The following is a 4,822-nucleotide window of genomic DNA, read 5'->3' as shown; positions in this document are numbered from 1 at the left end:
GCCATCCAACGCCAGATCCAGGCTCTCTGCACGGAGCTACTGACCCTGACCACCGCGAAACAAGGCCCAAAAAAGCAGCCCGCCATCCGGGCAAAATCAAATGAGTCCACGAATCAACCCAGGCGGGCATCTTGACATGATTCCTCGGGCCGGTTCCGCCGGCGTTCGACGGCTGCCGCTTGCCCATGCGGGCAGAGTCGGCGGCCCTTCCGATGGCGGGCGTCAATCTTGGGCCCACAACTCGCCGGAGCCACGTGCTATCAATGTTGTCGGCACGACATAGGTGTTCGGTTCGGCCCGGGAACCGTCGATTCGCGCGAACAGTCTTTCGGCCGCCATTTTCCGATTCTTTCCGGGTCGGGGGCGACGACCGTAACACCGGGTTCCAGGATTTCCGTGAGGGCGAAGTCATCAAATCCGACGAGGGCGACCGAATTGTGGAGACCGGCTTCGCGCAACGCCCTGATGGCGCCGATGGTTGAGGGACCGTGACTGGTGAAAATCGCCGTCGGTCGCGAGCCGGACCGCACCATTGTTGCGACCGCGTTCTGGGCAGTCTCCGCATCATCCAGGTCCTGGAGGACGGGTACATCGGCAGTACGGACGCCCCAACGGCCGAGTTCCTCCATAAATCCCCGCTCTCGTTCGCGGGCGCTCCGAAACCCCAGGTGGTCGCCCGGGCCGCAGCAACCGGCATTTCCTCAACGATGCCGGTGAAACTCCCCGGCACTACCGCCAACGAGTCCAGAGCGGCTGAGCCGCCCCACGGGGGCCTGCGAGATACCGAGCCCTGGCGGTCCCGGTGCGGAACTTATCCAGTCACACTGTAACTGCCGCCGTCGAGGCCCTAATGACCAGTTCCGGCTCCAGCAGCATTGTTCTTAACGGCGCCGACGGATCCTTCATCCGGTCCAGCAGTGCCTTTGCAGCCCAGGCCCCGACCTCCTCGTTGCGGCCGTCGACCGTGGTGAGCCGCAGCAGGTTGGCCGACGCCAAAGGCGAATTGTCGTAACCGATGAGGGAAAGGTCCTCGGGTATACGCCGACCCCTGTCGCGGGCGGCGCCGGCTGCACCGAGCGCCATGGTGTCGTTGGCCGCAAAAATTGCTGTGAGCGATGGGTTCTGATCCAGCAGCTTCAGCGATGCCTGGTAGCCATCGGATTCCATTGTGAGTCCTTGGCCCTCTGTGACTTGAGGCCGCAGTCCGTTCTCACGCATGGCTGCTTCGTACCCCTGCGCGCGTAAACGCGCGGCGCCTCCGCCGCCGGTGACGTGCCCGATTTCCCTGTGGCCCAGTCCGATCAGGTGCTCGACGGCGAGGCGGCCCCCTGCCAGGTCGTCATTGGCCACGACGTCGGCCCCGGGAACCGGAATGTCACGGTTGCCGGCGACAACCGCAGGAACGTCGAGAGCCGCGAACATCTCCTCCGATGGTTCAGTTGCGATCACGATGCCATCCACACGCAGTGACATGAGACCATCCACGGGTGTCCGGTCCAGGTGGGAATTGAAAGAGGGATCGGCGATGGCAACGCGGAACCCCAGCGGCGCAAATTGCTCGTGCAGACCTGACAACAGCCCTACGAACCAGAGGTTCCGGTAATCATCAAGGACAACTCCAATGGTGCGCGATCTGTTACCGGCCAGCGTCGCGGCAGCGCGATTCGGACGGTAGTTCAACCGTTCGATAGCCTCCTCAACCGCAGCTCGTCGCGTAGGAGAGACACCAGGCGCACCGCGCAGCACCAAGGAGACCAGGGACTTTGATACCCCGGCCGCGGAGGCCACGTCGTATATGTTCGGGCGTCTGGCACCGGTTTCCTGCGTCACCCTGCCATTGTCACCCATGACGCAGAGCATTCGATAGATTGACAGGACAAAGTTCCGGTCCTATTGTGTTTCTGGAGCGCTCCATTTTTGATTCCACAATGTCGTAACGGCTGAGCCGGGCAACGCCCCGGCTAAGTTTCGAAGGAGAAATTAATGCCCAAAGATCTCGGCATCGCCGTCATAGGTGCAGGCATGGCCGGCAAGGCTCACGCCGCCGCCTTCCGCACCGCATCAACGCTCTACAACCCCGTCCTTCCGCCCGTCCGGCTGGTCTCCATCGGTGACGTCAATCCCGAGTTCGGGTCAATCGCAGCACAGCGGTTCGGCTACGAACGCAACGACACGTCGTGGCAGGCCATCGCAGAAGCCGATGATATCGACGTCGTCAGCGTAGTCATCGCAAACTCGCTGCACCGCGAAGTCGTCGAGGGCCTCCTCGCCGCCGGAAAGCACGTGCTCTGCGAGAAGCCGCTGAGCGACACCCTGGAAGACGCCCGGGCCATGGCCGAAGCAGCCCGCAACGCCACCTCCATTGCCCGGATCGGATTCACCTTCCGCCGCACTCCCGGTATCGCGTACATCCGAGACCTGATCCGGAACGGAACCCTCGGCAACGTGCTGCACTTCAGCGGCCGCTACTGGACGGACTACGGCTTCAGCCCCGATGCACCAATGAGCTGGCGCTACAAGGGCGGCCCGGGTTCCGGAGCCCTGGCCGACGTCGGCTCCCACCTGGCGTACGTCGCCGAATTCCTCTGCGGCGACATCCGCTCGATCAGCGGCGGACGCTTCAGCACCGCCATCGGCAAGCGCCCCCTCCCCCTCGGCGCCGTCATGGGACACGACCACGCCGCTGTCAGCGACACCTACGAGGCCGTCGAAAACGATGACTATGCAGCCTTCTCCGCCGAGTTCGATCACGGCTCCGGCGGTTTCGAGGTCTCGCGTGTCGCCGCCGGGCACGCAAACAGCCTCATCTTCGAAGTCTTCTGTGAAAACGGAGCCGCCAGGTTCGACCAGCGCCGCCCGGCTGAAATCGAACTCTTCCTCAACTCCGGCCCCTCATCCCAAAACGGCTACCGCCAGGTCATCCTCGGCCCCGAACACCCCTACCTCGCCGGCGGCCTCGCCATGGACGCCCCCAGCGTCGGCTTCGGCCAGAACGATGCCTTCGGCTACCAGGCCAGAGCCTTCCTCGAAGAAGTCGCAGGCCTCGACGAGGCATCGTCCCTTCCCCGCTGCGCCACTTTCGATGAAGGCGTGCGCAACATGGAACTGCTCGGCGCAGTCGCAGAGTCGGCGCTCGGCTCCGGAAAGAAGGTAACCCTGTGAAACTCGGCGTCTACAACGCAGTCCTGCACGACCGTCCGCTCCCCGAAGCCCTGAAAGTCATCGCTGACCTGGGACTGACGGGTATCGAAATCAATTCTGGCGGGTTCCTGCCCCCGGTTCACATCCCCACCTTCGACGAGATCCTCGAAAGCGACGCAGCGCGCGATGACTACCTCGCCATCTTCGAAGGCACCGGCGTGGCAATCGCCGGGCTGAACTGCAACGGCAATCCCCTGCACCCCAACCGCACCATCGGGGACAAGCACGCCGAAGACATCCGCCGCTCCATCCGCCTCGCCCACCGCCTCGGACAGAACCGGGTGGTCACGATGTCCGGTCTCCCGGGTGGCGAGCCCGGGGCAACCGTGCCGAACTGGATCGTGAACGCCTGGAACTCTGCGGCGCTGGATGTCCTCGACTACCAGTGGGGCGTCGCCGCAGAGTTCTGGGAGGAAACTGACCGGCTTGCCCGCGACCTGGACGTCAAGGTCGCCTTGGAGCTGCACCCCCAGAACCTCGTGTTCAACCCGGCTGACGTGTACAGGCTCGTGGACCTCACCGGAGCCACCCACGTGGGCGTTGAGCTCGACGCCTCCCACCTTTTCTGGCAGCAAATGGACCCCGTGGCCGTGATCCGCGAACTCGGCCCCCTGGTGTTCCAGGCAGCGGCAAAGGACGTGCGCGTCAACACCGCAACAGCGGCGGTCTACGGCGTCCTCGACAACCGCTTCCGCCGCCTGTCCCCCGCAGAGAACCGCACCAACCTCGGCGGCGACGAGTGGGCCAACGAATGGCCCAAGCCGGCCGCGTGGGACTTCGTCGCCCTCGGCAAGGGACACGACGTCGCCTATTGGACCGAATTCCTCCGCGCCCTCCACGAGGTGGACCCGGACATGCTCGTCAACATCGAACACGAAGACGTCGAGCTCGGCCGCATCGAAGGCCTCGAAGTCGCAGCCAAGGTACTGAAGGAGGCTGACTCCGCTTTGACCATCTCGGCGTAGGAACGTTGGGCCGCCGTCATGGCGGCCCAACTCAGAACATCCGCGGCGGCACCGCCAAGGACCGTTCCCGCAAGCCACCCATCGGGCGCTGAGGAGACCGAAGGCAGGCTTGCCCAGAGCTACTTGGGCGGGTCGATGGCTTGGGGGCGTTCCGCCGGCGGGGCTTTCGCCAGCGCAGAGGTGCCTACCCTGGTTCCGGTCGCGAGCTCAAGCATTCATCGTCTCCTACGAATCGGCTCGTGGCCGCACATTTACCGCAGACGAACGGGAAATCGCCTGGGCTGCCAGCATATGGCCGCCCTCCATAACGCAAGAGGAGAACAAGAGGTGGAAGCCTCGAACCCGCCGAGCAGCCACTACTGACCATTCCGCGTGACCGGCATACATCTCTGGGACGTGTCGTCAAAGCCCGCTAACGGTGCTCCCGGCAACACCCCGACCCGGCACTTCGCAAGTGAGACACTCACCCCATTTATGGGAGCACCAGTCATGCGCCTCGTCGGGGCACCCGAGGAATCATGTCAAGATGCCCGCCTGGGTTGATTCGTGGACTCATTTGATTTTGCCCGGATGGCGGGCTGCTTTTTTGGGCCTTGTTTCGCGGTGGTCAGGGTCAGTAGCTCCGTGCAGAGAGCCTGGATCTGGCGTTGGATGGC

The 4,822-nt window shown here is 63.9% G+C and carries 3 protein-coding genes and 1 pseudogene; 2 read left to right on the top strand and 2 right to left on the bottom strand.

All coding sequences use genetic code 11. The features are described 5' to 3' along the window. Positions 1-260: 260 nt before the first annotated feature. A pseudogene (locus AC1DDG_RS21515) lies at positions 261-680 on the bottom strand (substrate-binding domain-containing protein); the annotation flags it as partial. A 139-nt stretch (positions 681-819) separates the two neighbouring features. Continuing rightward, positions 820-1,848, bottom strand: a complete 1,029-nt coding sequence (locus tag AC1DDG_RS21510; protein WP_476877677.1) for a LacI family DNA-binding transcriptional regulator — start codon at positions 1,846-1,848, stop codon at positions 820-822. Positions 1,849-1,983: 135 nt separating this feature from the next. On the opposite strand from AC1DDG_RS21510, the gene AC1DDG_RS21505 reads away from it, so the two are divergent. Both AC1DDG_RS21505 and AC1DDG_RS21500 read left to right on the top strand, forming a co-directional pair. Next, on the top strand, positions 1,984-3,162 hold the full coding sequence (locus AC1DDG_RS21505) for a Gfo/Idh/MocA family protein (RefSeq protein ID WP_476877676.1): 1,179 nt from the start codon (positions 1,984-1,986) through the stop codon (positions 3,160-3,162). Continuing rightward, on the top strand, positions 3,159-4,166 hold the full coding sequence (locus AC1DDG_RS21500) for a sugar phosphate isomerase/epimerase family protein (protein ID WP_476877675.1): 1,008 nt from the start codon (positions 3,159-3,161) through the stop codon (positions 4,164-4,166). Before AC1DDG_RS21505 ends, AC1DDG_RS21500 begins: the two co-directional genes overlap by 4 nt. Positions 4,167-4,822 lie beyond the last annotated feature (656 nt).

The sequence above is a fragment of the Arthrobacter sp. 10L430 genome (assembly GCF_056395245.1).
The sequence above is the reverse complement of the archived record's forward strand: the minus strand, read 5'-3'. Positions and strand labels throughout refer to the sequence as shown.

Excerpts from the sequence above, each read along its gene's own strand:
- AC1DDG_RS21510 (WP_476877677.1), bottom strand. The coding sequence starts at position 1,848 with ATGGGTGACAATGGCAGGGTGACGCAGGAAACCGGTGCCAGACGCCCG.
- AC1DDG_RS21505 (WP_476877676.1), top strand. The coding sequence starts at position 1,984 with ATGCCCAAAGATCTCGGCATCGCCGTCATAGGTGCAGGCATGGCCGGC.